Source organism: Natrialba aegyptia DSM 13077, from assembly GCF_000337535.1.
Taxonomy (GTDB): Archaea; Halobacteriota; Halobacteria; order Halobacteriales; family Natrialbaceae; genus Natrialba; species Natrialba aegyptia.
Map to the genome: position 1 here is coordinate 162,662 of NZ_AOIP01000016.1, position 26,104 is coordinate 188,765.

Here is a 26,104-nt window from a genome sequence, read left to right on the forward strand (position 1 = left end):
GACCGGTGTACGAGCGAAGCCGGTTACTGTCCCGGTAGGTCGAGTTCTTTCCCGTCGGCGTACACCGTCGGCTCACGGATGATGCCGTCGAGGTGGATCGGCGCTTCCACGTCGCCGCCGATACCCGCGTCGTCGCCGACGGCGATGTGGACCGTACCGCCGGCCTTCTCGTCTAACAGGACCGAGCCGACGAGTTCGGTGACGGCGACGTTGGTTCCGATACCGAGTTCCGCGAGGTTGCGAGCGGCGTCGCCGACCTCGTCAGCCGCGTTCTCGACGGTTTCGCGGATGTCGTCGTCCGAAATGTCCGTGACGAAGCCGTCCTCGACCTCGAAGGAAAGGGTCTGTCCGTCATCGAGCAGGCCGTGGGGCATCATCGTCCCGTCGACGACGAACGTGCCGGTCGCGGTCTCGGGGCTGACGAACACCTCGCCCGCGGGGAGGTTCGACATGACGCCGGCCTCGTGGACGATGCCGGTGTCCGAGCGGAACTCGCGGTCGCCGATGCCGAACGTGATGTCGGTTCCTGCGGGCGCGGTGACGCGGATTTCGTCCGCGCCGTCGACCTGTTCGCGAACGTCGGCGCAGTGGTCGGCGATCAGTTCGTAGTCGGCGTCGAGACCGGTGGTGAAGACCTCCTCGGTGATGCCGGGCAGGGTCGCGACGCGCGCGCCGGCCTCGTTGGCCTCGGTTCGAGCGCGGGTGTGGCTCAGGCTCTTGGTCGTCGGGGCGAGGACGACGTCCGCGCCGGCCATCGCGGCCGCGACCGGCGCGGGCGGTTCGCCGCCGTGGGTCTCTCCCGGCGGGTAGCGGACGATCACCGCGTCGTCCGTGATCTCGCTCGCCACCTCGTAGAGGGTCTCGCCGATCGGTTCGCGCTTGTCGTCGGTAATGATCGCGCAGGATTCGTCCGGCTCGAGCGCCAGACACTGTTCGACGGCCGTTTCGGCCGGGCCGCGAAGATCGGTGTCAGAAGCGGACATACCTCAGCGTGGGCACGGCGGGCGAATATGTCTTCCCCTCCGGCGGTTCCACGCTGGTGAACTCGATAGCCGATCGGCTACGGCCGCCGGTGCGACGACGCCGTCGCCGACGCCGAACGTCCCTCTTGGAACCGCTACAACGACCATTTCACCTTGGCAGATAGTTATAGGAACGACTCGCGACGATCACCGTATGGACGAGTTCACTCGCCGAGGTGTCCTCCGTGCCGTCGGCGCGGCCGGGGCGGTCGGTACCGTCGCCGTTGCAGGGTGTCTCGACGCGTCGGCAGACGGTTCGCCGAAAGGCGACGACGGGATCGACAAAGACGACGACTACGACGAGATCGCCTGGAGGTACGATACCGGCGGCAGCGTCGAGACGGTGCGAGACGGCATTCTCTACGGACAAGAGGATTTCGTGGACGGCACCGGCGGCGTCCTCGCTCTCGATGCCGCGACCGGCGAGCCCGAGTGGCGCTTCGGACGAACGGGCGGGTACAGTTCGTACACGGCACCCGTCGTCGACGAGTTCGTCTACACCGGCTACGGCGACGACGCGATCGGTAGCGGCTCGGGGTCAGTGTACGCGCTCGACGACGACGGTACCGAACGCTGGACGGGCGAAACGGGAAGCGTCTATCACCGGCCGCGTCTCGCCGACGGACTGCTGGTCGTCGGCAGCGACGACGGGGCCGTCCGCGGATTCGACCGCGACAGCGGCGACGAACGGTGGACCGTCTCGGTTGAGGGCGAGGACGCGGGCGAGCCCGCACCAACGAGTCCGACGGTCGAAACCGTCGCGGACGGCGTCGCGTACGTCACCGACGACGAGACCCTCTACGCGTTCGACCTCGCGAACGGCGACGAACGGTGGCGCTACGACGCCGAGAATCGGCTCTCGTCGCTCACGGTCACGGATACCGTCTACTTCACGACACGGGACTGCGTGGGAGCGATTTCGGTCGACGGCACCGAACGCTGGACGATCGAACTCGACTCGGTGAAGCGACTCCGCGCCGTCGTCCGGGGAACCGTCTTCGTCGTTCGCGGAGACGACCTTTTCGCGATAGACGCCGCGGACGGAACGGAACGCTGGAGTGACGAACCCGACGCCGGTGCTGACACCGATCGGACGATCCGCATCGCTGCAGGAGCGGAAACCGACGGCGACGAGCGCATCTACATCGCTTCCGACGCGGACTCCGACTCCGATCCCGCAACCCTGCGCGCGCTGGCGCTCGACGGCGACGAACGGTGGTCGACCGCACTCGGCGACGTGAAGGAGTCAACGAAGCCCGAAGCGAAAACCGAAACGGAGCCCCGTTCGATTTCGACCGCCGACGGCTCGGTGTACGTCGTGACCGCCGACGCGATCCACCGGTACGCCTTCGGCGGCGAAAATCACTCGGCGGTGCCGATCGCCGACATCTGGAGTCACGCCGTCGGCGAACTCGCGTACGTCGGCACTCGCGACGCCGTGTACGGACTCCGCTTTTGAGCCCCCGATCGAACCCGTCTGGAAACTCTCAACCGAGTAAAAATCCCTCGAGAAGCCTCGAAACGGTTATCCGACTCGGTAGTGGACTGCCGGATACAGACAATGATCAAGGTCGCGATCAACGGCTACGGAACCATCGGCAAACGCGTCGCAGACGCCGTCCGGGCCCAGCCCGATATGGAAGTCCTCGGCGTCGCCAAGACGCGGCCGAACTTCGAGGCCGAAACGGCCATCGACAAGGGATTCCCCCTCTACGCCGCCATCGAGGAACGCGAAGACCAGTTCGCGGCCGCCGGCCTCGACATCGCCGGGCCCGTCGCCGAACTCGTCGACGCCGCGGACATCGTCGTCGACGCCACCCCCTCCGGCATCGGTGCCGAGAACAAATCACTGTACGAAGAGTACGACACGCCCGCGCTCTATCAGGGCGGCGAGGACGCTGCACTCGTCGACACCAGTTTCAACGCGCGCTCGAATTTCGGGGACGCCGTCGACGCCGACCACGTCCGGGTCGTCTCCTGTAATACGACCGGCCTCTCGCGCGCCATCGCGCCGCTTCGCGAAGCGTTCGGTGTCGAGAAAGTCCGCGCGACGCTCGTCCGGCGCGGCGGCGACCCCGGCCAGACCTCCCGCGGTCCGATCAACGACATCCTTCCGGACCCGGTGACGATTCCGTCCCACCACGGCCCCGACGTGGAGACGATCTTCGACGACCTGGACATCGACACGCTCGGAATGAAGGTGCCGGCAACGCTGATGCACATGCACAGCCTCAACGTCACGCTCGAGGAGGCGGTCGACGCCGCCGAGGTTCGCGACCTGTTCGCCGACGAGTCGCGCCTGTTCCTGATTCCGAAGCACATGTCGATCGACGGCAGCGGCAAGCTCAAGGAGTACGCCCTCGATGCGGGCCGTCCGCGCGGCGACATCTGGGAGAACGCCGTCTGGGAGGAGTCCATCTCGACCGTCGGCCGCGACCTGTATCTCTTCCAGGGAATCCACCAGGAAAGCGACGTGGTCCCCGAGAACGTCGACGCGATCCGGGCGGTCACCGGCAGCGCCGACGCCGAGGAAAGCATCCAGACGACCAACGAGGCACTCGGAATCGGACTGTAACGTTCTCTCTTGGTTTTGCGATTTCTCTTGGTACAATTCTACTGTCGGACAGTCTATTCCAGATAGCGTTCTATGGCTTAGAGAGAGTGTTGATATCCACCGGTAACCGATTCGTTAACTCCTGTTTTGAAAATAATCCAAAGATGACGACACGATCCCAAGTATTATGAGAAAGAATAATCCGATAGAGAGAAAGAGAAATAGTAATTCAGAATAAATATTGCTAGTTCCTAGAGTATTAAATGCAAGTGTGAATGCGATAATAGACAAGATTGTCTCTTCAACGTCCATAGAGAGGATCAAAACTGAGTATGTTTATAGTTTTCTCTACCAGTACCACAGTAATTGTGGCCGTATGAGTCATTCTGCCTCAATAGCATTCCAAACACACCCTCCCAGTATAGATACGATTCAAATAGGCATTTGAGAGAGAGAGTCGTCCTAACACTCAGATCAGCTATGGGGTGTGAAATGAGTTCAGAGAATCATGCGTAGGATTATGGCCGATACTGGGTTTGCAATTACGTATCCGAAACAACTAGTTCCGACAGAAAGTTTTTCCCGCACCGGCCACTACCAGTTCCTATGCGAAGAGACGACCGCGACGAGCCCTTCGACGACCTCTTTCGTGAGATCGAGCGGATGATGAACGAGATGATGAACAACAGCGATGCGAACGTCAACTTCAACACCTCTCGGGATATCGACAGCGGCTTCGGCATGGACACCCACGTCGACATCCACGAGACGGACGACGAACTCCGCGTCGTCGCCGACCTCCCCGGCGTCGAAAAGGAAAACATCGACCTCGAGTGCGACGGCAAGACGCTGACCATCTCCGCCGGCAGCGACCACCGTCAGTACGACGAACGCATCACCCTCCCCCAGCGCGTCAACGAACACACGGCCTCCGCAACCTACAACAACGGCGTTCTCGAGGTCGTCTTCGATCCCGCAGAGCAGTCCTCGGGAATCAGTCTCGAGTAAGTATCACTCGCGGTCAGACGGACGTTTCAGCCGCCCCGCCGTCCCCCTCGTCCTTCAGCGTTCATCGTTCAGCGTTCATCGAGTATCGACATCTCTGAGCGGTAGCAAGAGAACAAGAGAGCGCGAGAGCAGCACACGGAAAGACGCGCTTGTCGAGAACACGTCAGTCGCCTGCTCGCGCCCGCGAACGAATCGCAACCGCAAGCCGATCGTAAAAGTCCGGCTCGTACTTCGTCTCCTCGTCGATCGTCGGCCGCGCGTTCGTTTCGTTGACGACGACCGCCTCACCCGTGACGAGTAAATCGACCCCCACGAACGGAATCTCGAGCGTCCGCGCAACCGACTCGGCGAGTTCACGCCACGGCTCCGGCAGGTCGACGCCGGTGGCCTCCGCCCCCCGGTGGACGTTGTGTTTCCACTGCCCCGACGAAACCGCGTCGTCGGGCAGCCGTCGCTCGACCGCGCCCGCGTACTCGCCCTCGAGAACCATCACCCGGTAATCAGTCGCCCCAGGGAGGAACTCCTGGACGAGAAACGAGCGGTCGTCGGTCGCCCGGTAGTCGTGGACCAGCGAGAGGTAGTCGCAGATACCGAGAAACGAATCCAGGTCGTGAGCCTTCGCGACGCCGACGCCCCGCGTCGTCGAGTTCGGTTTGACCACGACGGGCGGCTCGAACCGATCGAAGACGGCCGTCAGTTCGGACTCGGACACGTCGTTCGAGACGTACTCCGTCCGCAGGACCGGGAGCCCGGCCCGGTCGAGCCGGGCGAGCACGTCGGCCTTGTTCCGCGAGGTGAGCACGGCGTCGCGGTCGTTGAGCCACGCCACGTCGAGCAGCGCGTCGGCGACGCCACCCTCCATCATCCGTCCCGGATAGACGAAGCCAGCGCTGAACTCGTCGGGCGACCACGGCGGGTCCCCGAGCGGGACGACGCGTTCGCTTACGGGGACGTGGTGGGCGCGAACGCCGCGCTCGGCGAGCGGGTCGCGCATCCGCTGGAACGTCTCCTGGTCGTTGGCGACCGCGAGATCGATCATGCTCGGGAGTCAGGATGGAAGCGATAAAAAGCTGCTCGAGACTGCGACCTGAATGAACTCTGTGGCCGGGAGTGCGACTCGGAGGAAGGAGGAATCACACCGTTCCCAATCGCGAGCGAGCCGAGCCAACGAGCGGGCCGACGACCGATGTGGACGTACGGCTCCCTGGAGCGAAAGAACGGAAGGAGAAGTGCTTTTACTCGAATTTTGCCGAGGGCGCGGCGAAGCCGCGTCCGCAGAGCAAAACTCCGAATTACGCGATCAGCTGCTCTTCGCCCTTCTCGACGACGACGCGACACGGCGGCGAAATTTTGTTGTACGCACGACGGAGTGCATCCTTGGCGAACTCGGCGTCGTCGACATCACACCAGATCGTGAAGATGCGCTCGCCCTGATCGATCCGGGCGGCGGTGCCGACGATCTTCCCGAACGCCTGGCGCATCCCGTCGGAAACACGGTCTGCACCCGCGCCAGTTGCCTGCTTGTTCTCCCGGATGACGTGGTGGGGGAACTTGCGCAGGATCATCTTGTAGTTGCCCTCGCCGGCGTTTTTCAGCATGTGGCGGTTCGCCGAGAGCCGGGAAGCCTCGAGACTACCGTGGCGGAGCTGGACCTCCTCTTCCGTGATGAGGCTAATCTGGATGGGGTAATCCTCGGCGTCTGCCTGCAGGTCGCCCATCTTGTGCTGTGCAATCTTCGAGCCGGGAATGCCAGTGATGTACTCGCGTCGCGTGTAGGCTGGCTTGCTGATTTCCCGGTACATGGAGGCGGGTTTGTCGGACATGGTTGTGGTTACTTACGAAAACGCAGGCCTACCGTCCGGATAAAGCCTTCGAAGCACGCGCTCGAGTTCAGTATCGGCACGTCGTCCGATGGACCGATCCATCGGGGTTCGAAACGATTGCTCGATCGGGCCGGCCACAGTGTGAGTCGCGGATCGTACGCCGCGACATGAACCGCCACAGTCGGTGGAACTCGGCGGCGTCTTTATGGTTCCGCCGCGGGTAACACAAGGCATGTTGAGGAGTTTCCGGATCGGCTCTCTCTTCGGAATCCCGATCAAACTGGATATCACGTTCTTGCTGGTGCTCCCGCTGTTTGCGTACCTCATCGGGTCCCAGATCAGTGATGTCTCGGACATCCTGAACACGACTCTCGGTGCGGGAATCGACATCGGGTACATCACGTCCGGGGTGAATCCGTGGCTCTTCGGCCTTGCGGCGGCGCTCGGGTTGTTCGTCGGCGTCGTGTTACACGAACTCGGGCACTCGCTGACGGCCCGGCGGTACGGATTTCCGATCGACTCGATTACGCTCTGGCTGTTCGGCGGGGTTGCATCGTTTACCGAGATGCCCGAGGACTGGCGACAGGAGTTCGCAATCTCGATCGCCGGGCCGATCGTCTCGGTTCTCGTCGGCGTCGGCTCCTTTGTGCTCTTTACCGTGACGCCGGTCGGATTCGACGGCGCGCGTTTCGTTCTTGCGTATCTTGCAATCCTGAATATCGCCCTCGCCGCGTTCAACATGTTGCCGGCGTTCCCGATGGACGGCGGACGCGTGTTGCGGGCGTTTCTCGCCCGGTCGAGACCGTACGCGCAAGCGACCCAGCAGGCCGCGAGCATCGGGAAGTTCCTCGCGGTTCTGATGGGGCTGTTCGGTCTGCTTCAGTTCAATATCATCCTCATCGGGATCGCCTTCTTCATCTACATCGCGGCCTCGAGCGAGGCCCAGCAGGTGACGATGAAAGCCGCCTTCCAGGACGTGACCGTCGCCGACATCATGACCCCTGCAGGCAATCTTCACACCGTATCACCCGAGACATCGGTCGCAGAGTTGGTGCAGCGGATGTTCAGCGAACGGCACACGGGCTATCCGGTCATCGACACGAGCGGATTCGATAATGGACGGCTGGTCGGCCTCGTGACGCTCTCGGACGCCCGCGAGATCAAACCCGTCGAGCGCGACGCCTACACGGTCGAGGAGATTATGACGACGGATCTCCAGACCATCTCGGCCGACTCGGACGCGATGACCGCGATCGAACGGATGCGAGAGCACAATATCGGACGTCTCCTCGTCGTCGAACGACAGTCGCCGACACAAACCCAAACCCAGCCCCTCGGCACCGATGGCTCTACGGAGCCCGCCACGGAACTGAGAGAGCCACAGGAAGGCGACGATCTCGTCGGCCTGATCTCGCGGTCCGACGTCATGACCGCCTTCGATATCGTCCAGAAGAGCGGTGCCGTCGGACTCTCACAGACACAGCGCGCGGACTGACACCCCGTTCTCCCGCTAAAACCCCGTCTCCCGTGCCGAGACCAACATTCTTAACCGCAGCCGTGGCCGACGATGTGTCGATGCCACCGGCCATCGATACTGTCGATCTCGTGAAGGATTACGGTGATCTCCGAGCGCTGAACGAACTCTCGCTCACCGTCGAGTCGGGCGAGTTCTTCGGCCTGCTCGGCCCCAACGGGGCCGGCAAAACGACGTTCATCAATACGCTGGTCGGCCTCGTCCGCAAATCCGGCGGCGAGGCGCGGGTCTTCGGCTACGACGTCGAGGACGACTACCGCCAGGCACGCGACGCCATCGGCCTCGCGCCACAGGAGTTCAACGTGGATCGGTTCTTCCCCATCAAGGAGGTGCTGATGCACAAGGCCGGCTACCACGGGATTTCCGAGGACGAGGCCGCCGAACGGGCCGACGAGGTACTCAAGCGCGTCGGCATCTACGACAAGCGCAACGAGCGATTCGACTGGCTCTCGGGCGGGATGAAACGACGACTCCTGCTCGCGCGGGCGCTCGTCACCGATCCCGATCTCCTCATCCTGGACGAGCCGACGGCCGGGGTCGACGTGCAGTTGCGCCACGACCTCTGGGACCTCGTCACCGAACTCAACGACGAGGGCACGACGATCCTCCTGACGACCCACTACATCGAGGAGGCCGAACGCCTCTGCGACCGCGTCGCGATCATGAACGAGGGCCACAAGGTCACGGTCGCCACGCCGGACGAACTCAAACAGCGCGGCACCGACACCGTCGACGTGCGCCTCGAGTCGCCGCCGGACACCGCAGCCAGCATCGCGACCGAACTCGGCGCGTACGCCCACGACGCGACCGTCACCGGCGACCACCTCGAAGTCCGCGTCGACGACGGCGGCTCGACCGCCCCGCAACTGCTCAGTGAACTCGAGACGATGGGCTACGAGATCGCCGATCTCGAGATTTCGCGTACGTCGCTCGAGGAGATTTTCGTCGACATGACGAGACAGGATGACCGCTCGGTGACCCGATCGGATGCACCGAGTGCAGCTACCGGTACTGCCGATGGGCCGAAATCCGAACGCAACGATGGCCGGACAGGTGGAACGCAGGAAGCGGTGGCCGACCGAGAACCCGACTCCGAGCGGGAACAGGAGGGGATTGTCTAATGCTCTCGGTCGGTTTTCGCGCGGTCTTCCGGGTGATTCTCGGCGGGCGCATCGAAGAGCCAGTCGACGGCATCGGCTACATCCTCTTTCTCATCCCGAGGCTCGTCGTCCTCGGGGTGATTTCGAACGCCTCGTTCTCGATCTTCCACGGGCGGTGGAACGAGTTCGTCCCAAGACAGAATACTCAAGATATACGTAACGGAGATATACAATGAGCATTGCCAACACACAACTAAAGACGTTGATCCAACGAGAGGTACTCCGGTTCGTCAGACGTCCGTACAACACGTTCCTCCCACCGCTGATAACGAACGTTCTGTACTTTTCGGTATTCGGCGTAATCCTGGGAAGTCGAATTGGATCCATAGGAGATGTGACCTACATCCAATTCGTTTTGCCAGGATTAGTGGTGCTTGGAGCTATGTCGAATGCCTTCGAGAACGCTTCATTCAGCATTTTCCACGGGAGGTGGAACGAATACATTCACGAAGTCATCACGTCGCCGCTATCGCATACGCAAACGATAGGCGGATATGTAATATCAAGTGCGCTTCGTGGCATTATTATTGGCACTTTGATCGTTGCGGTGGGATTCATCTTCACGACAATTCCCTTTGCACATCCGTTTTACCTCCTTAGTTTTGGTGTCGTGACGACCACCCTATTCGCCGGCCTTGGCATAATCGGTGGTCTCTGGGCGGAAGACTTCGATCACCTAACGGTCATGAATCAATTCCTTCTCCGGCCGTTGGTGTTTTTCGGTGGAGTCTTCTATTCGTTAGATCAACTGGAGGGGATAGCCCACACAGCGTCGCTGCTCAACCCGATGGTCTACATGGTCAACGGTGTCCGATACGGAATGATCGGTGTTACAGAGATAAATCCGAACAGATCTCTATTCGTGCTTTCTGCAGCAGCTGTAATTGTCCTTTTTATCGATCTTCTACTGTTCAAGCGGGGATATGGAATTTCCGACTGATGTGCCGTGGTGAATCACCATACGGCGTCGGGTTTTCCTAGCTCACAACACGCCTAATGCTGTTCAAGATCGGATACGGGTTGACGGACCGAGTCGGCGAGCGATCGACACACCTGATTTGGCGTCGAACGACAACACGAGAACGACCGGTCGCGATGCGAAATCGGCGTTCTCGACGGGCTTCGTCACCGGGTATCGAGTTCAGCAACCTGGACGAGTTGTTTCCCGATGTTCTCGCCCTCGAACAGACCGAGGAACGCATCGGGTGCGTTCTCGAACCCGTCGACGACGTGGTGACGGTAGCGGAGGTCGTTGTCTGCGACGAACGTCGAGAGCCGATCGAGGGCTACGTCCCAGCGGTCGTCGTAGTCGCCGACGAGGAACCCCTCGACGTGTGCGCGGGTTTCGATCAACTTGGCGAGTTTTCGCGGTCCGGTCGGTACGTCAGTGGCGTTGTAGATCGAAATCTGCCCGCAGACCGCGACGCGGGCGTCGACGTTCAACAGCCGCCAGACGGCATCCGTGATCGGGCCGCCGACGTTGTCGAAGTACGCATCGACGCCGTCGGGACACGCTTCGGCCATCGCCTGTCCAAGATCGTCGACCTCCTTGTAGTTGATCGCGTCGTCGAATCCCAGATCGCCGGTGAGCCAGTCGCATTTCTCGTCGCTGCCGGCGGTTCCGACGACACGCGCACCCGAAAGGCGGGCGAGTTGACCGGCGACGGAACCGACTGCGCCAGCGGCGGCCGAGACGACGACGGTGTCGCCGGGGGACGGATCGGCGACATCGAGCATGCCGAAGTACCCGGTCACGCCGGGCATGCCGAGGACGCCAAGGGCGGTCGAGACCGGGCCACGGTCGGGATCGACGGGGCGGAGTTCGTCCCCGTCTGCAACGGCGTGCTCGGCCCACAGGAGATTGCCCGTGACGACATCGCCTGCCTCGAATCGATCGTGGTTCGACTCGAGGACTTCGCCGACGATGGCGGCTTGCATCGGGTCACCGACATCCCAGGGTTCGGCGTAGGATTCGGCGTCGCGCATTCGACCGCGCATGTAGGGATCGACGGATTGGTACAGCGTTCGGACGAGGACCTCGCCCGGACCGGGCTCGGGACGGTCGACGGTTACGAGTTCGAAGTTGTCGCGGGTCGGTTCGCCGGTGGGGCGGCTGGCGAGTCGCCACTGTCTGGTTTCTGCCATACCGAACCTAGCGGTCGGCGACGGATGAAACGCCGGCTCGCGGAAGTCAGTGCCGGTGTTGCAATCGACGGGGGTGAGAGGGACCTCGAGAGCGGGGCGGCTTCGTCGTCGGCTTCCTGCTTTTCGTGCTCGTCCACTTCGTTTCGATTGCGATCCACCGGCTCGAGAAGCGCGAGGAACTGTAACGGCGGGGTAGCATCGAGGAGGACGAGACGGAGAAAAAGAGTCAGCAATCAGCGCTCAGTAAGCAACGGATCAATCCTGCGCCGCTGTTGAAATCGGTCCCTGTCCCTGATCGCGGGCCGCCATTGCCGTCTGTGACTGCGACGTCCACTCGAGGTCGCCCCGATAGTGGAACGCCTCGTTATCGCGCTCCGGATCGATGACGGTCAGGTCGCCGACCCAGCCGTTGTCGACCAGCCGTTTGACGTCCTCGTGGTGACGGAGGATGTCGGTCACACGCTCACGGGGTGCGTGGATGACCGCTGTCAGGCGGAGCGGCTGGTGGTACGGCTCGTCGTCGGAGCACTGCAGCGACTGGAGCGGGAGACCGGTCATCAGATCGCCGCCGTTACCCTGCACGACGCCGACGTTACCGAGCGGGTTCTGCGTGATCTTCGAACCGCTGCCGTAGACGCCGTTGTCCACCGTCGCGAAGTAGTACTGGTTGTTGATCCACTGGGTGACGACCAGCGGGCCGGTCATGATGGCCTCCAGTGCCTCGCCCTCGGGATCGGTCGTCCAGTCGTAGGAGTGGAGGAACGCGCGGCCGTCTAAGCTCTCATCGTCGGTCAACTCGCGCGGGCCGATGACGAACGAGGCGTTGCCGGCCAGCCCCCACTCGGGGCGGGTTTCCGCCCAGTCGGCGGCCTTGCGCTCGACTTCGGCGACGGCCTCCTCGGGGTTGACGTCGGTCTCGTCGGTCATCGACTCGAGGCGCTCGGCCGCCGCGCCGGCCTGTGCGCGCTCGAGGTCGGCGCGAAGCTGCTCGAGGTCCTCGCGGTGGCTCTCTGGGACGGCGTCGTCGAACAGGTCGATCTCGTCGGTCGTCGTGTTGTGCTCGCCCGCGAGGAAGACCGTGTCGTCGGGGATCTGGAAGCCGCGCTCGCGGAGTTCCGCCTGCACGTCCGGATCGTTGCAGATTTCGGCGAGCACGCGTGCGTTCGGGCCGCCGGGGTTACCGGCGCAGGCCCCGCAGTCGAGGCTCGAGTCAAACGGATTATTCGTCGTCTCGCTCGCGTGGCCGGTGAAGACGACCAGGCGGGCGAACTCCGTCCAGCCCATGAGCGCGAAAGCGTTCTGGGCGTACTCGACTTTCTCCTCGAGGGTCATCCCCTGCGGAAGGTCGTGGTCGGCGTGACTGTGATCGTCGTGGTCGTCGTAATCGAGGACGGGCGAACAGAACTCGTGCTGGCTCGGGACGCGTTCCTCGACAGCGTTCTCGAGCGAGGCGATCGCCGAGGGGGCGAGCGTCCGGGCGGCCATCGCCGAGCCGTACGCGGCGCCGCCGCCTTCGACGAACGGGAAGGCGGCGACGACGTTGGCCTTGAGCCGCTTGAAGTGTTTCCGGGTCGCCCTCGCGAGGCCGGTCCAGCGGTCGCGTTTCGTCGCCGTCTCTTCGTCGTCGGGCCGGTCGACCACGCGGTGCTCGGGGTCGACGATCGGCGGACACGCGTCGACGGCGGCGGTCGCGTCGTAGCCGCGGTAGCGCATCGGGACGCCGAAGAAGCCGGCGTAGCCGTGGGTCTCGTAGCGGCCCTGCCCCTCGATGTAACGGCGGATGATCTCCGAGCGCGTGTCGATGCAAAACACCAGTTGGGCGGCCGGCCGCGACGACTCGCCCGCGTCGGCGGGATCGGTCACCGAACCGTCGAGTTGCTCGAGCAAGTGCTCGCGATAACTTTTCTCCCAGGCGGTCAGCCAACGTTCGGGGAGCGGGGGCGTCTCGTCTTCACCCTCGCTCTCGTCGCCAGCATCGGCGCCGCGCTCGTCGTCGCTCGAGGGCTCGATCGGCGCGTCCAGCAACTCCGCGAGCGTCAGCCGCACCGCGAGGTACTCGTGCAGCGTGATCGGATACGTCGATTGCCAGGGGTCGGTGTCGTCGTCGACGCGCTGTTTGATGAACCCGGTCCAGCCCGGCAGCGCGGCAAAGTGGTGCTCGGCGATGTCGATCCACCGGCCTTCGGGATGCTCGTCGAGGACCGACTCGAGCGCCTCGGTCGCCGTCTCGGGGAGGTCCGACGAGTCGTCGCAGCCGGGTACGTCGCCGTCGTAGGGGACCATCGAACGCCAGGCGGCGTAGAACCCCTCCTCGCGGTTCGGCATCGGCCACTTGGCCTGCCCTTCGTCGAGGAAGGCGGCGAGCCACTTCGAGAGCACGCGGTCAAGGATCTCAGTCGCCTCGTCGGACTCAGTGTCGGCGTCGCGCGCCGCTTCGGCCGCGGCCATCTCTTCGAGGAGGGCCTCGGGATCACGATCGATCCCGTGAGCCTCGAGTTCACCGGCGAGCACGTCGGGGTCGATCTGGCCGCGCTCCCAGGCCGTGCGAAAGATGTCGGGGTGCGGATACCCCCGTCCGCCGAACAGGCGCTCGCCGTCGGCGACGGCTCGGTGGAACGGCTGGTCCTCGAACCCCGAAAGAGGGTTGGCCGTGACGAACGAATACAGCGGCCAGACGGCCCCGACCCGCTCGACCGCGCGCTCGATCGTCGTGGCGATGGGGTCCTGATCGGCGTCGGGGCGGGTCCCGTGGTGATCCGCCGCCTGATCGGATTGCTGTAGCGCCTGTTCGGCTCGGGCGTCGCCTTCGAGTTCGGATTGGGCAGGCTGCTTAGACATCGTTGTACTCCTCCTTGGTCGTGAGCACGGTCGCGGAATCCGGCTGCGAGAGGTTCAACAGCGAGACGTAGAGACGTTCGCTCGAGCGGTGCCACCCGAGTTCAGTCGCGAGGTAGGCCCCGACGAACAGGGCGACGACGAGGCCGTGGGCGATCGTCACGTCGGTCGGCGCGTGGGTCATCGCGGAGGGGACCACCGCCGAGATCGCGTTGTACAGCAGCGCGTAGCCGCCGATCGCGGTAAGGACGACCAGCGGGACGCTGACGAACCGCAGCGTCCGCGGCAGGGTCGTCCGGTTGAGGATGTCCCGCGCCGCGGTCAGCGTCGTCAGGACCACCACGAGCGTCAGGATCGTCCCGCTGTCAAACGCCAGGCCCGTCGCCTTCCCGGTGAGGGTGCCGAAGAGCACGCCGCCGCCGACGGCCGTGGCGAGGCTGACGGCGGCGCTCGCGAAGCCGAACTCGGTGTGGCCGGCGTGTTTGGCCGTCGATGCGGGCGCGGCCTCCTCGACGGCGGCTCCCGACGAGAGGAAGAGGTAGGCCTTGTAGAAGCCGTGAAGGATCAGGTGGGCGATCGCGGCCGCGAAGAAGCCGAGGCCGCACTGGAGGATCATAAAGCCCATCTGGGCCATCGTCGAGCCGCCGAGCTTGCGCTTGACGTTCGTCTGGACGAGCAACATCGCCTGTCCCAGCAGGGCGCTGACCGCGCCGAGGACGACGACGGCCGACATGATCGCGAGGTGGTCGGAAACCAGCGGCGCGAAGCGGGTCAACAGGACGCCGCCCGCGTTGACGAAGCCGGCGTGCATCAGCGCAGAAGCCGGCGTCGGAGCCGTCATCGACGACAGCAGCCACCCGTGGAACGGGAACAGTGCCGACTGGATCAGCGCCGCGAGGACGATCCCGCCGGCGGCGACGAGGCCGACCGTCGCGGAAACCTCTTCGAGGCCGCCGAGGATACCGGCGATCGATGTCGTTCCCGTCTCCCAGGCCAGCAGCGCCAGACTGCCGGCGAGTACCGCGCTGCTGGCGACGAAGTAGCGACGCGCAAGCGAACCGGCGGCCTGCGCCTGCTCCCAGTCGCGGACGTGTCCGATGAGGCCGGCCATCAGCAGCCCCATCGCGAGCCACGCCGCCGAGAACAGCGCGACGTGATCAGCCGCGGTTAGCGTCATCACGACGATCGTGAATCCGAGCACGCGGGCGAAAAAGCGCTCGAGGTCGCGGTCGCCCGCCATGTAGCGCCGGGAGTAGCTGTGGACGATGCCGCTGAAGAAGGTGACCACGATCCACAGCACCGCGGTCAGGCCGTCGACGACCACGTAGTCGACGCCGGTCCACGGCTCGCCGCGGTTGACCGTCAGCGCGAGGACGCCGACGCTACAGAGAAACAGCGCCCACACCAGCCGCGTCGACGCCCGGGGGACGACCGAATCGTCCGTCGTCGTCAGTTCCGAGAGTTGTACGGCGTCGATCGAGCGTTCGTCGGTCATGTGTCGAGTATCACCTTCGACCAGCGCGGGCGTTCATACGGGTCGATCCGTCTGGTCGCGTTACCAGCCCATTGAACACCCTGGTTATTATATCCTGCTGTTCGAACAAATCGTTCGCTAAATACCGTGTGAAAGAACATCATGGTCTATCGCAAAAAGTGCCGTGAACGAACCTGCCGATCCGACGACGATCCGGAGGGCCAGTCACGCTGGCACGACTGAGACGCCGCTCACCCGCCGTTATCGTCGAAGGTGGGCGAGAAGAGGTGGTATAAAAATCGAGCCGGGAGTCCGCACCGGTGCGGTCACTCCGCGGAGAACTCGTCGAACGAGGTCGACTCGTGGCTGCGCACGAGCACCTCGTCGGTAATCGTCAGACCCATGTCCGAAATCTCCTGCGCGATCGGCGTGATGTCCCGATCGTTCTTGACGACGGCCGTTACGAGGAGGTTCTCCTCGCCCGTTACCAGTTCCTGCACCGAGACGACGCCGGGAATGTCCAGAGTGTCGTCGATGTAGTCGCCTCGGTCCGGAATCGGCGCCGTACAGAAGAGGAGCATCCGGATCGGATACCCGGATTTCATGTAATCGATGTTGGCGCTGTACCCCTTGATGACCCCCTCCGACTCGAGGCGCTGGATGCGCTTGCGGACCGTACTCGAGGACGCGTCGGTCCGTTCGGCGATCTCGCCGGACGAAAGGTTCCGGGCCTCCTCCTGGAGCGCGTAGAGGATCTCCCGGTCGACCGCGTCGAGCTCGTACTCGGACATACCGCGTCGTTTCGACCGGCGAATATAAGGGACTTCGCCTGCGTCCCGCGGACCGGGTCCGGGTCCGGGTCCGACGGACCGACGCTCGCCGGTCTCGAGCCGCCTCGCACGTCTCGCTTTCGACTCGAGGAGAAGGACAGCAGCGACTCGGTTAGTACCCGCCTGCATCGGCGAAACAGCGACCACACCGGGAGACGTTTCGGTCCGTCGTCGTCCGGTCGATCGAGACGAGGCGGAGTCGGTCGTGAGTCACGTGCGATGTCGCGCCGCAGTGCGTTCTGAAATCGGAACGGCCGGTCTTGTGCTTGTGAACAGTGTTCGTCGTTTCGTTTAGAACCCCATCCATGACATATGGTAGCACTCCCAAAGCATATAGTTTCAGTCCCGGAGTACGTAGGCGCCCGCGTTCTGTGACGCGATCGATTGGCCAGTCGAATCGAAAAGAAAGGCGATGAAGCGCTATTCGGGTTCGAGACGAGGTGCTACGGCACGGTTGACCTCTCCGTTCGTGCCGGTAACGTCTCGATACCGATCCACCGTCACGAAGACGGCGAGTACGCTTTGGCGACTGTACTCGAGTTCACCGCACCAGGGCATCGGAGCGACCGCGATTCGTCTGAACTCGCCAAAAGAGGACGTACGAACGATCTATCCGGATATCTGGCGAGTCGCAGGGTTTATGCATACAGGGACGTTCTCTTTAGAGGCAATGGCGAAAGGAACCGTTGATTTCTTCAACGACACTGGCGGCTACGGATTCATCGAGACTGAGGACGCGGACGACGACGTGTTCTTCCACATGGAAGACATCGGCGGCCCGGACCTTGAGGAAGGACAGGAACTCGAGTTCGAGATCGAGCAGGCCCCCAAGGGCCCGCGCGCGACGAACGTCGAGCGCCTGTAAGGCGGATTCGTACGGTATCGGCACTTGACTGCAGTATTTTACTTCCGGTGAGCGACGGCGCTTGCAAGCGACGGACGAGTCCCCGCCGACGGACGTGAACGCGACCTTTTATCTCGCTCGACTCTGTACTCCCGAGGTAGTTCACTCGCGGATCGCGTCGCACACGCGGCTACGATCCAATCCACTCGACTATGGCGAACCAGTACATTACCGCCGACGAGCACCTGCCAGAGACGGGAACAGACGAGACCGTAACGCATCTCCAGATCCGGGATCCGGAGACGAAAGAGATCTTCGAGGCGCGAGTTCACGTCGCGAGGGAGTCGGATCGGCTCGACGACCCGGAGCCGCTGTCGGTCGTCAGAGGGCCGCACGAGAACACGACCGAGCAGTGGTACGTCGAGTTCGTCGACGAGGCGGTCGAGACGGAGCGACTCGAGCGACTCGCCGACGAGCAGCGCGAGCGTTCGAACGTGGTCAACACACGGTCCGACGATCTGACGGTTCTGTTGCGGTATCTCGTCGAGACCGGCCGCTACGAGTCGACATCGGCGGCCGTCAGAGCGATCTTGTTCGAGCACCTCGCCGACCGCGATCCGGCGGTGCTCGAAGCCTACGACGAGATCCGGACGGCTTACGACGCGGATCCGTTGCGGGAGGCGCTCGCGGATGCGAACCATAGCAACGCCGGCACAGACGACGAGCCCGCCGTCGTGGTGACGGAGCAGGAGACGGAAACCGACCGATCCGGGGCCAGATGACCGCCGAGACGTTTCGGGACTTTCTGGGGCTGCTCGCCGACGTCGGCGCAACGAACGAGATCACGACGCCGGTCTCGTGGGATCTCGAGGCGAGCGCGATTACGATGCGGGCGAACGCCACCGACGAGCGGATTCCGGTCTTCGAAACCGTCGAGTTCGACGGCGCGGACGCCCGCCTCATCGGCGACCCGTATCGAGGGCCGCGCGGGCGCGTCTTCGAGCACCTCGCGCGGGCGTTCGAACTGCCCGATCCGGCGGGACTATCGGGGCCGGCGTACTACGAACGGGTGATCGATCGACTGGCGAACCAGCGCGATCCGATCATCGTCGATTCGACGACGGCCCCCTGTAAGGAGGTCGTCCGAACCGGCTCGGCGGCCGACCTGCTCGAGTTTCCCTGGCCGTACATCCACCGGCAAGACGGCGGTCGGTACGCGACGCTAACGACGCTCGTCGCGCCCGATCAGGACGGCGAGTGGGGCCGGTGGTCGCGCCACCGCGCGATGATCCACGGCCGCTCGCAGGCGAGTCTGTTGTTTCTCGCCGGCGAACAGCTCCCGAATCGCTACTACTACGAGTTCGAGCGCCGCGGCGAGGCGATGCCGGTCGCGCTGACGGTCGGTGCGCCGCCGGCCGTAACGGCCGCAAGCGAGATGTGGATTCCAGTCGGCCGCCAGGAAGCGACGTTCGCCGGCGGCCTCCAGGAATCGCCGGTCGACCTCGTCCCCTGCGAGACGAACGACCTCCGCGTCCCGGCGTCGGCCGAACTCGTCATCGAGGGCCGCGTGCTTCCGGAGGAGCGCCTCGACGAGGGGCCGTTCGGCGACTACTTCGGCTACGTCAACGGCCCGCGGCGATCGATGCCGGTCCTTGCGGTCGACGCGATCACCCACCGCGAGCGGCCGTCCCTTCCATTCTGCGTGGCCGGGTCGGGCGTCGGCGACGCCGAGAACTCGACGAGTTCGCTCCAGGTCGCAGCGGGCGGGCCGGACGCCACCCTCGGACTGCGTGCCGCGGGCTACGACGTAGCGATGGCCGCCCCCTGGCCGTTCACCGAGCGGACGGTCTGGGTGATCGCGACGGAGCGCCCTTACGCAGGCTACCTGCACGAACTCGCGAACTTCATCTTCACGACCTGGGGGATGCTCCACATCGACTTCTTCGTCTTCGTCGACGCCGGCGTCAACCCGCTGCACTCGCGCGCGGTGGTGGAAGCGCTTGCGCTGCACGCCGATCCGGCGACGGACTTCCACCAGTTCGGCGTCGAGCGGATGCCGAAGGTGCCGCTGAACATCTACCAGACGCCCGACGAGAAGGGCAACGCGGCGGTCGGGACCTCGAAGTCGAAGACGGCGAAGGCGTACGTCGATGCGCTTTCGGACGGAGACCGACCGACGCGGGCGATCGGCGAGCGCGAGGACCGCGAGCGCGCCCGCGACCTGCTCTCGGCGGCCGGCGTCGACGGCGCGTTCGAGCCCCACTATGTGACCGACGCCGGCATCGACGCCGATACCGACACCAGAACCAACACCAACACCGAGACCACGATCCACCGATCCAACCGATGACCGCCTTCCGGAATCACCTCGAGTTCCTCCGTCGAACCGACGACTGCTGCGCGCTCGACCGACCCGACGATCTCTCCCCGCAGGTCGTCGCCGCGGAGGCGCTTCGAGCCGGCGGTCCCGCGATCGAGTTGACGACCGATGGGCGAGCCGGCGTTGAACTCGCGAGCGGCGTCTACGGCGGTGTCGACCAGACGCGCGGTCGAACGCGGGGACAGCCCCGCAGCCGGTATCCCTGGACCCGCCTCGGGCTCGGCCTCGGAGTCGACCGCGATCCGGCGTACGTCGACGTGCTCGAGACCCTGCTCTCACTCGGCGAGCGACGGGCGGAACGCGACGTGACCTACGTCGAGCGCGCCGCCGCGGCGACTGAACTCGGCGTGCGGGAACTCGGCTTGCCGACGCCGCCGGACGAGGCCTGGCCCCGGTTCACGCTCGGCCTGCTCTCGATCGGCACCGATGCGGGATCGTACTGGGCACCGATCCACGGCGCGATCCTCGACGGACGGACGATCCGCGCTCGCGTTCCAGAGGCGATCGCCGCCCACGATCGGCTCTCGACGGGCGCGTCCGCCACGATCGCGCTCGGCGTCCCGTCGGAGGCGCTCGCGGCGGCGCACGTACTCGCGATCACCGACCGGCTCGCGACGCCGATCGAGGACCGCGGCGTCGGCGCGACGGTCCCGCTCATTCCCACCGCGGGCGGCGTCGTCCCGAGTTCAGCGGAGGTCGTCATCGAAACCAGCGTTGCGGACCGCCAGCCCGACACCCGGTCCGAGAAGCGCGAGTTCTGGGAGCGCCTGGTCCCGAGTACGACGCTGACGCTCGACGCCGAGGCCGTCTTCTCCCGCGAGGATGCCGTCGTGCCGTACACGCCGCTCGGAGCGGCGCTGTCGGACGATCTCCAGTTGGCGGCGCTTGCGCTGTCGGCGACGCTGTACGATCGGGTCAACAGCTACTGGGGCGTGTCACCGGTCGACTGGCTGTTGCTCCCGACGGAGGGACGGCTCGGGCTCTGCCTGGTCGCCTCGGAGATCCTCTACGCCGGCTTCGAGTGGCAACTGGCGAACCTGCTGTTTTCGCTGTCCGACTGCTTCGATAAGGTGATCGTCGTCGACACCGAAACCGGGCCGCGAAATCTCGGGCGAGTGCTCGGCGATAGCTGGGTCAAGGCCCACCCCTCGCGGGACTGGCTGTTCAGCGAGGCCGACGCCCCGGCCGCACGGCTGCCGGCCTACGGCCGGGACGGCGAGACGGGTGCGCGACTGTACGTCGACGCCACCTGGGACCCCCGTTGGAAGGACGAGTTCATCGCGCCGCGCGTGTCAGTTACCGACTCCTATCCGCCGGAGATTCGCGCGGCGGTTCGCGACTCATGGGCTGAACTCGGCTTCGAGTCCGACGGTGCGTTCGAAGAAGCGAACGACTCCGGGAGCTAGCGTGTGCCGTCAGTGTTGGGTCGGTGGAAGGACTGGACGAGTAGCGTCGACCCGATTCTGCGAGTTCGATTCGTGATCAGTTTGCGGGCAATTGTGGCCGAGTCTTGCGTATACGAAACTGTTTACGCAAGCGGGCGTCGGGGTATGCTGGCTGCTCGGCACTGAACACGGTTCATTGTTTCGCTCGATGGCGTAAAAATTACCGGAACAGTTATCATGACCGGAGTAACCGCTTCGGAGTATGCCACCGGACCACAACCTGCCGGCCTACGACGAGACGCGCCAGGCGTTTTCGTGGGACGACGGTTACGAGGAAGCCGACTGGGACGCCCCGGAGCGGATAAATATCGCACACGAGGTCTGCGATCGCCACGCCGAAAACAAGGAGAAGGTGGCGCTCTACCAGGTCGGCGAGGACGGCGAGTTGACGACGCTTACCTTCTGGGAACTCGCCGAGCGAACCGACCGGTTCGCGAATCTCCTCGCTGAACTCGGAATCGAGCGCGGCGACCGGGTCTTCTCGTATCTGCCGCGCGTTCCGGCTCACTACGTGGCGCTCGTCGGGACGCTCAAACGGGGTGCCGTCTTCGGCGGTGTCAACGAGCGGTTCGGGCCGGACGGCATCGCCTACCGGCTCGACGACTGCGACGCGAAGGCGGTCATCACGACCGCCGACAACCGAGATACCGTCGAGGCCGCGCTCGAAGACGCGCCGTCGGTCGAGCACGTCATCGTCGTCAGCGACGACGGAACGGGGCTGCGCCGCGGCGACGTGAGCTACCACGCGGCCATGGAGCGAGCGAGCCGCGAGTACGAGACGGCCGAGACGAGCGGCGAGGACGACGCGCTGTTGTACTACACCAGCGGAACGACCGGACTGGCGAAGGGCGTCCTCCACAAGCACCGGTGGGTTGTCGGCGTCGCCACGACGCAGCGCTACGCCGCCGACCTCCAGCCGGGTGATTTGTACTGGTCAACGGGCGACCTCGGCTGGCTGACCGGCCCCATCAACACGCTCGGAGCCTGGTTCTGGGGCACCGCCCTGTTCACCTACGAGGGCGAGTTCGACCCCGAGACGTGGGCCGACCTGCTCGATACCTACCCGATCAGCGTCCTCTTCTCGGTGCCGACGGCCTACCGGATGCTCCGGGAGAACGAGAGCGTTCTCGAGGGAACTGCACTCGACCTGCGCCACGCGCTGTCGATCGGCGAACCGCTCTCGGCCGGCGTCGTCGAGTGGGGCGAGGAGACCCTCGGCGTCACCATCCACGACACCTACGGCCAGACCGAGACGGGGAACATGATCATCAACAACTACCCGACGATGGAGGTCCGTCCGGGATCGATGGGCAAACCGCTGCCCGGCATCGAGGCGGACGTGGTCGATCCCGAAACCGGCGCGGTGCTCGACCCCGGCGAGACGGGCGAGATCGCCCAGCGCGGGGACTACCCCTGCTTCTTCGCCGAGTACTGGGAAAAGCCCGACAAGACGGCTGACTGCTTCGTCGACGACCCCGACGGCGGTGAACAGAGTGAAACGATGCGATCCTCGCCAGACGAAACGTCTGGCGGCGAGTGGTACCTCTCGGGCGACCTCGCGCACAAGGACGAGGACGGCTACTTCTGGTTCGAGGGGCGAGCGGACGACGTGATCCTCTCCTCGGGCTACCGCATCGGCCCCTTCGAGGTCGAGAGTTCACTCGGCGAACACGAGGCCGTCGCGGAGGCGGCCGTGGTCCCGAAGCCCCACCGCGAGCGCGGCAACATCGTGAAGGCGTACGTGGTGCCGGGCGGCGACGCGACGCCCTCGGAATCGCTCAAAGACGAGATCACGGACCACGTCAAATCCGAACTCTCCGCCCACGAGTACCCCCGTGAGGTCGAGTTCCGCGAGGAGTTGCCAAAGACGGTGACGGGGAAGATTCGACGGACGGAGTTACAGGACGAGGCGGCGGCGGAGGCCGAATAGCGAGTAGCGAGCAGCGAGTAGCGAGTAGCAAGCAGCAAGCAACGAGTCGCAAGCAGCGGATGGCGGGTCCCGAGGAACAACTACCGAGACCCGAACCGACGCGAGACAGCGACGACGAAATCAGACACAACGAAGAACACCATGAACTTCGAATCCACGCAGGAACGCGAGATGATCCGACAGACGGCGGCCGACGTCGCCGCCGAGTACGGACCCGAGCACTGGCGCGAGAAAGAACGAGCGGGCGAGTTCTCCGAAGCCTTCTGGGCTGAACTCGCGGACGCGGGCTTTCACGGCCTGTTGATCCCCGAGGAGTACGAGGGTGCTGGCATGGGGATGCAGGAAATGGGGCTGGCGATGGAGACCCTCTGCGCCGAGGGTTGTGGCATGGCCGGAACCTGGTACTTGGTCCTCACGGCGGGGATGGCCGCGGTCGGCATCCGCGAGTACGGCACCGAGGCCCAGAAGGAGACCTACCTGCCGGACATCGCGAACGGGAAGCGAAACTTCTCGATCGGGATCACCGAGCCCGAGGCGGGGACGAACACGCTGAACGTGGCAACGAAGGCCGAACGGGACGGCGACGAGTTCGTCCTCAACGGCCAGAAGGCCTGGATCACGTTCTCGGATCGCGCCGAGAACATGATCATCGTCACGCGGACGACGCCCCGTGAGGAGGTCGACCGCGGGACGGACGGGATCAGCCTGTTCATCGTCGATATGGACGACCCGAACATCGACGTCTCGCCGATCGAGAAGCACGGGATCAACTACTCGAAGTCCTGTGAAGTCTTCTTAGAGAACGTCCGCGTCCCGGCCGAGAACATACTCGGCGACGAGGATGACGGCTGGTGGGTACTGGTCGACATGCTCAACCCCGAGCGGATCGGCTTCGCCGCGGCGGGGACGGGGATCGGCAAACTCGCCGCGAACACGGCGATCGAGTACGCTAACGAGCGCGAGGTGTTCGACGCGCCGATCGGCTCCCACCAGGGCGTCTCGTTCCCGATCACGAAGGCATACGCACAGATGGAGACCGCCGCGCTCATGCGCGAGAAGGCGGCCTGGCGCTACGACCAGGGCGAGGAGTGCGGCTACGAGACCAACGTCGCGAAGGCGACCGCGGTCGCAGCCGGAATCGAGGCCGTCAAGCAGTCCATGCAGGCCTTCGGCGGCTGGGGCTACGCCACGGAGTACGACGTCGAGCGCTGGTGGCGCGAGATCAATCTGACCCGACTCGCACCGGTCTCCCAGCAGATGGCGTACAATCACATCAGCCAGCAGCTCGGATTCCCGAAGTCCTACTGATCTACTAGCATGTTCGACAAACTACTCGTTGCCAACCGCGGCGAAATCGCCGTACGCGTCATGCAAGCGTGTGAAGAACTGGGAATCGACACCGTCGCGATCTACAGCGACGCGGACCGCAACGCGGGTCACGTCGAGTTCGCCGACGAGGCGTACAACGTCGGCCCCGCGCCGGCGAGCGAATCGTACCTCGATCAGGAAACGATCCTCGAGACCGCCGACCGGGCGGGCGCGGATGCGATCCATCCCGGCTACGGCTTCCTCGCCGAAAACGCCGCGTTCGCCGCCCGCGCCGAGGACGCAGAAGGGATCACCTGGGTCGGCCCGCCGAGCGAAGCGATGGAAGCCCTCGGCGAGAAGACGACGGCCCGACGAGTCATGCAGGCGGCCGACGTGCCGGTCGTCCCCGGCACGAGCGATCCAGTCGACTCCGCCGCCGAAGTTCGCGAACTCGGCGACGAGTTCGGCTATCCGGTCGCGATCAAAGCTGCCGGAGGCGGCGGCGGTCGCGGGATGAAGATCGTCCGCAGCGCGGACGAAGCCGAAGACGCCCTCGAGAGCGCGAAACGCGAGGGGGAAGCCTACTTCGACGACGCGACCGTCTACGTCGAGAAGTACCTCGAGTCCCCGAAGCACGTCGAGGTGCAGATTCTCGCGGACGAGCACGACACCGTGCTCCACCTCGGCGAGCGGGACTGCTCGCTCCAGCGGCGTCACCAGAAGGTCATCGAGGAAGCGCCGAGTCCCGCGCTCGATGCGTCGCTTCGCGAGTCGATCGGCGAGGCGGCCCGCCGCGGCGTCCGCGAAGCGGGCTACACGAACGCGGGTACCGTCGAGTTCCTCGTCGAAGACGGCGAGTTCTACTTCATGGAGGTCAACACCCGGATCCAGGTCGAACACACCGTCACCGAAGAGGTGACGGGGATCGATATCGTCCGGGAACAGTTGCGAATCGCGGCCGGCGAGGAACTCCCGTTCGCGCAGGAGGATGTTGCGATCGACGGCCACGCGATCGAGTTCAGAATCAACGCCGAGAATCCGGCCGCGGAGTTCGCGCCGACGCCGGGTGAACTCGAGACCTACGTCCCGCCCGGGGGGCTCGGCGTGCGCGTCGACGACGCCGTTACCAAGGGCGACGAGATCGCGGGCGACTACGACTCGATGATCGCGAAACTGATCGTCCGCGCGCCGACGCGCGAGCGGTGTCTCGAACGCTCCCGGCGCGCGCTTCGCCATTTCGATATCTCGGGTCCCGAGACGATCGTGCCGTTCCACCGGCTCATGCTAGACGATGCGACCTTCCGCGCGGGCGAACACACGACCGACTACCTCGACCGCGAGGTCGACGCGGACGAACTCGCCGCGGCGGTCGAGCGGTGGGGCTCGGCGGTCGGGAGCGGAGCAGACGGCGACGCCGCGAGCGAGCACGAACTCGTCGTCGAGGTCGACGGGCGGCGGTTCGACGTGCTCGTCGAGGACGATCTTCCGCGGGTGGCGCACAACGGCGGAGCCGACGCAGGTGCGCCCTCGGGATCGGCGGGATCGGCGAGTTCGGGTTCGAACAGCGGCGCAGCCGCAACCGAGCAGGTCGCGGCCGGCGATGCCATCACGGCCGAGATGCAAGGCACCGTGCTCTCGGTCGACGTCGAACCCGGCGACGAGATCGGTGGCGGGGACGTGGTCTGCGTGCTCGAGGCGATGAAGATGGAGAACGACGTGGTCTCCCCGGGGGCCGGCACCGTCGCCGCGGTTCCCGTTTCCGAGGGCGACTCGGTCGACATGGGCGACCCGCTGATCGTACTGGAGTGAGCA

The 26,104-nt window shown here is 64.6% G+C and carries 21 protein-coding genes and 1 pseudogene; 14 read left to right on the forward strand and 8 right to left on the reverse strand.

Annotated features, from left to right (window positions below):
- Positions 1-23: 23 nt before the first annotated feature.
- On the reverse strand, positions 24-983 hold the full coding sequence (locus C480_RS07495; protein WP_006665014.1) for an aminopeptidase: 960 nt from the start codon (positions 981-983) through the stop codon (positions 24-26).
- A 193-nt stretch (positions 984-1,176) separates the two neighbouring features.
- On the opposite strand from C480_RS07495, the gene C480_RS07500 reads away from it, so the two are divergent.
- The 3 genes from C480_RS07500 (at position 1,177) to C480_RS07510 (ending at position 4,584) form a co-directional block, all read left to right on the forward strand.
- Positions 1,177-2,481 (forward strand): outer membrane protein assembly factor BamB family protein, encoded by a 1,305-nt coding sequence (locus tag C480_RS07500; protein WP_006665015.1) that lies wholly within the window; start codon positions 1,177-1,179, stop codon positions 2,479-2,481.
- A 102-nt stretch (positions 2,482-2,583) separates the two neighbouring features.
- Complete coding sequence (locus C480_RS07505) at positions 2,584-3,597, forward strand: type II glyceraldehyde-3-phosphate dehydrogenase (protein WP_006665016.1); 1,014 nt, start codon at positions 2,584-2,586, stop codon at positions 3,595-3,597.
- A 585-nt stretch (positions 3,598-4,182) separates the two neighbouring features.
- A complete protein-coding gene (locus C480_RS07510) occupies positions 4,183-4,584 on the forward strand; it encodes an Hsp20/alpha crystallin family protein (protein ID WP_006110596.1) in 402 nt (133 codons plus the stop codon).
- Between the two features lie 163 nt (positions 4,585-4,747).
- Here the strand turns inward: C480_RS07510 and C480_RS07515 are convergent, their stop codons facing one another.
- Both C480_RS07515 and C480_RS07520 read right to left on the reverse strand, forming a co-directional pair.
- Positions 4,748-5,623: an ATP-grasp domain-containing protein gene (locus C480_RS07515; RefSeq protein ID WP_006665017.1), complete on the reverse strand. Its 876-nt coding sequence runs from the start codon at positions 5,621-5,623 to the stop codon at positions 4,748-4,750.
- A 253-nt stretch (positions 5,624-5,876) separates the two neighbouring features.
- Positions 5,877-6,407: a 50S ribosomal protein L16 gene (locus C480_RS07520; protein WP_006110598.1), complete on the reverse strand. Its 531-nt coding sequence runs from the start codon at positions 6,405-6,407 to the stop codon at positions 5,877-5,879.
- Between the two features lie 232 nt (positions 6,408-6,639).
- Here C480_RS07520 and C480_RS07525 point away from each other — a divergent pair, with 232 nt between their 5' ends.
- From C480_RS07525 to C480_RS07540, 4 genes and pseudogenes are all read left to right on the forward strand, one after another.
- Positions 6,640-7,902 carry a site-2 protease family protein gene (locus tag C480_RS07525; protein WP_006665018.1) on the forward strand — a complete coding sequence of 421 codons (1,263 nt, stop codon included), beginning with the start codon at positions 6,640-6,642 and terminating at the stop codon, positions 7,900-7,902.
- A gap of 80 nt (positions 7,903-7,982) precedes the next feature.
- Positions 7,983-9,062, forward strand: a complete 1,080-nt coding sequence (locus C480_RS07530; protein ID WP_049903391.1) for an ABC transporter ATP-binding protein — start codon at positions 7,983-7,985, stop codon at positions 9,060-9,062.
- Positions 9,063-9,067: 5 nt separating this feature from the next.
- Positions 9,068-9,232, forward strand: a pseudogene (locus C480_RS07535) (ABC transporter permease); the annotation flags it as partial.
- Between the two features lie 41 nt (positions 9,233-9,273).
- Positions 9,274-10,041, forward strand: coding sequence for an ABC transporter permease (locus C480_RS07540; RefSeq protein WP_006665021.1), 768 nt, complete (start codon positions 9,274-9,276; stop codon positions 10,039-10,041).
- Positions 10,042-10,226: 185 nt separating this feature from the next.
- On the opposite strand, the gene C480_RS07545 is transcribed toward C480_RS07540, so the two are convergent.
- The 5 genes from C480_RS07545 to C480_RS07565 form a co-directional block, all read right to left on the reverse strand.
- Entirely contained in the window at positions 10,227-11,246 is a 1,020-nt protein-coding gene (locus tag C480_RS07545; RefSeq protein ID WP_006665022.1) for an NADP-dependent oxidoreductase, read from the reverse strand.
- Between the two features lie 255 nt (positions 11,247-11,501).
- Complete coding sequence (locus tag C480_RS07550; protein ID WP_006665023.1) at positions 11,502-14,084, reverse strand: DUF2309 domain-containing protein; 2,583 nt, start codon at positions 14,082-14,084, stop codon at positions 11,502-11,504.
- Positions 14,077-15,576: a proton-conducting transporter transmembrane domain-containing protein gene (locus C480_RS07555; RefSeq protein ID WP_006665024.1), complete on the reverse strand. Its 1,500-nt coding sequence runs from the start codon at positions 15,574-15,576 to the stop codon at positions 14,077-14,079. Before C480_RS07555 ends, C480_RS07550 begins: the two co-directional genes overlap by 8 nt.
- 305 nt (positions 15,577-15,881) lie before the next feature.
- A complete protein-coding gene (locus C480_RS07560) occupies positions 15,882-16,346 on the reverse strand; it encodes an Lrp/AsnC family transcriptional regulator (protein WP_006110605.1) in 465 nt (154 codons plus the stop codon).
- 151 nt (positions 16,347-16,497) lie between these two features.
- A complete protein-coding gene (locus tag C480_RS07565; RefSeq protein WP_006665025.1) occupies positions 16,498-16,692 on the reverse strand; it encodes a hypothetical protein in 195 nt (64 codons plus the stop codon).
- A 363-nt stretch (positions 16,693-17,055) separates the two neighbouring features.
- Here C480_RS07565 and C480_RS07570 point away from each other — a divergent pair, with 363 nt between their 5' ends.
- The 7 genes from C480_RS07570 (at position 17,056) to C480_RS07600 (ending at position 26,101) form a co-directional block, all read left to right on the forward strand.
- The gene (locus tag C480_RS07570) at positions 17,056-17,250 is read left to right on the forward strand and encodes a cold-shock protein (RefSeq protein ID WP_004267330.1); all 195 of its coding nucleotides are present in this window, start codon (positions 17,056-17,058) and stop codon (positions 17,248-17,250) included.
- A 191-nt stretch (positions 17,251-17,441) separates the two neighbouring features.
- A complete protein-coding gene (locus C480_RS07575) occupies positions 17,442-18,011 on the forward strand; it encodes a hypothetical protein (RefSeq protein WP_006665026.1) in 570 nt (189 codons plus the stop codon).
- On the forward strand, positions 18,008-19,579 hold the full coding sequence (locus tag C480_RS07580) for a UbiD family decarboxylase (protein WP_006665027.1): 1,572 nt from the start codon (positions 18,008-18,010) through the stop codon (positions 19,577-19,579). Before C480_RS07575 ends, C480_RS07580 begins: the two co-directional genes overlap by 4 nt.
- Positions 19,576-21,015: a UbiD family decarboxylase gene (locus C480_RS07585; RefSeq protein WP_006665028.1), complete on the forward strand. Its 1,440-nt coding sequence runs from the start codon at positions 19,576-19,578 to the stop codon at positions 21,013-21,015. The genes C480_RS07580 and C480_RS07585 overlap by 4 nt, the downstream gene beginning before the upstream one ends.
- 241 nt (positions 21,016-21,256) lie before the next feature.
- Positions 21,257-22,984: an acyl-CoA synthetase gene (locus C480_RS07590; RefSeq protein WP_006665029.1), complete on the forward strand. Its 1,728-nt coding sequence runs from the start codon at positions 21,257-21,259 to the stop codon at positions 22,982-22,984.
- A 141-nt stretch (positions 22,985-23,125) separates the two neighbouring features.
- Positions 23,126-24,292: an acyl-CoA dehydrogenase family protein gene (locus C480_RS07595; protein WP_006665030.1), complete on the forward strand. Its 1,167-nt coding sequence runs from the start codon at positions 23,126-23,128 to the stop codon at positions 24,290-24,292.
- 9 nt (positions 24,293-24,301) lie between these two features.
- Positions 24,302-26,101, forward strand: a complete 1,800-nt coding sequence (locus tag C480_RS07600; protein WP_006665031.1) for an acetyl/propionyl/methylcrotonyl-CoA carboxylase subunit alpha — start codon at positions 24,302-24,304, stop codon at positions 26,099-26,101.
- Positions 26,102-26,104 lie beyond the last annotated feature (3 nt).